Origin of the sequence: Streptomyces ipomoeae 91-03 (genome assembly GCF_000317595.1) — a bacterium.
Classification (GTDB): Bacteria; Actinomycetota; Actinomycetes; order Streptomycetales; family Streptomycetaceae; genus Streptomyces; species Streptomyces ipomoeae.
In genome coordinates, this window is sequence record NZ_AEJC01000581.1 from 1 (window position 1) to 1,585 (window position 1,585).

Genomic DNA, 1,585 nt, shown 5'->3' on the forward strand with positions numbered 1-1,585 from the left:
GTCGTCCAGTCGTCTAAAGGGCAAGACCGGGAAGTTAAGGCGGTTCGGTCGTGGTCGGGTGGCTGGTCAGGGTGATGGTGGTGATCACGGGTGTCTTGTGCCCGACGCTGTCTTTGATCTTGTTGTAGGCGTAGGGCGACAGGGTGCGCTTGACGCGGCGCGGGCTGGTGCGGGAACGACGTCTGGCGGGTGCGAGGTTGCGGGTGTGGACCAGAGCTGCGACGAGGTTGGCCGGATCCGATGTTCTGGCGTTGATCACGGTGAGCCGGATCGTGTGCAGGGCGATCGTCAGGGACAGCCGATCGGGGTCGAGGTGAGCGCTGGTGGCAGCTTCGGAGATGGCCCGGCGGCTGGCCTGGTAGAGCGCTAACAGCGCAAAGAGTTCCTGCTCGACCCCGGCCGGGGTGCGTGAGCGCAGGACGCGGTCTGCTCCGCGCAGGGTGACTTTCAGCCCGTAGAAGGCGGTCTCGATCTCCCAGCGCTGGTGGTAGAGGGCGGCCAGTTCCGCGGCCGGATACCGCTTGGGGTCCAGGAGCGTGGTGACCAGTCGCACGGTGCCGGCGCAGGATGTGCCGTCCGGGCGCGTCACGGTGATCTGGTAGCTGATCACGCGCAGGGTGAGAGCCGTCAGCGCGGGCATCGCGGTGCGGCGGCCGCGCTGCTGCCACTTGGCCAGCCGGTCAGCGGAGCGGCGGTCGGTGACCAGGGTGAGATGGGTGCCATCGGGCAGTGGGCGGATCACCGGCAGCAGACGTCCGGACTGCACCCTCCACAACAGGTCGGCTCCTGTAGCGGCAGCGTCCCGCAAGGCCTCGAAGCCGTCATAGCCCCGGTCGGCCAGCAGCAGCATCCCAGGCCTGAGCGACGCCAGCAGGCACCGGGCCTGCGGCAACTCGGTGTACTGCTGGGATCCGAAGACCGCATCGATCAGCGCGCGGGTGCCGCACTCGACCAGCGCGGTCAGCCGCAGCTGGGGATAGCCGGCCGGACGGCTGGTGCGGGCCGCATGCCGCCGGAAGCACGCCACATTCTGCGGGCTGTCGGCCACCTCCAGGCAGGTGCCGTCCCAGGCCACCAACCGCAGCCCCCGCCAGAACACCCCCGGCGTCGCGGCCGTGCCGACCGGCCCGCGCAGCCGGTCGAACAGCATCATCAGCGGCTTCACCCCCAACCGCTGACGAGCCTGCCGCAGAGCCGCCGCCGACGGATCAGCCACCATCCCGCGCGGCCACCCGGCCGTCATCGCTGACCACACCCGGCGATACCCGCACTCCCCGAACAGGCCCAGGACCAGCACGAAATACACCACCACCCGGGCCGGCAGCAGCCGCACCCGACGCTCCACACAGCCCGCCGCCTGGACCACCTCGTCCACCAACGACGGCGGAACCCACCGCGTCAACGCCCCTAAATGACCCGGCAACCACACCCACGACCGGCCTCCAACCGCCCCAGCGGTGGCACACTGAACAGACAACGGAGCCCCCACGAACCGTGACCTTGACACTCACAGTCCGCGCCGGGCTCCGTTCTCATGTCAACCCACCCGACCAGCCACAACACCCCTTAACTTCCCGGTCTTGGG

At 69.2% G+C, this 1,585-nt stretch carries 1 protein-coding gene; it reads right to left on the minus strand.

What is annotated here, in order from left to right; translation table 11 throughout:
• Nucleotides 1-34: 34 nt before the first annotated feature.
• Nucleotides 35-1,507, minus strand: coding sequence for an IS4 family transposase (locus STRIP9103_RS37615; RefSeq protein WP_009308445.1), 1,473 nt, complete (start codon nt 1,505-1,507; stop codon nt 35-37).
• Between the last annotated feature and the right edge of the window lie 78 nt (nt 1,508-1,585).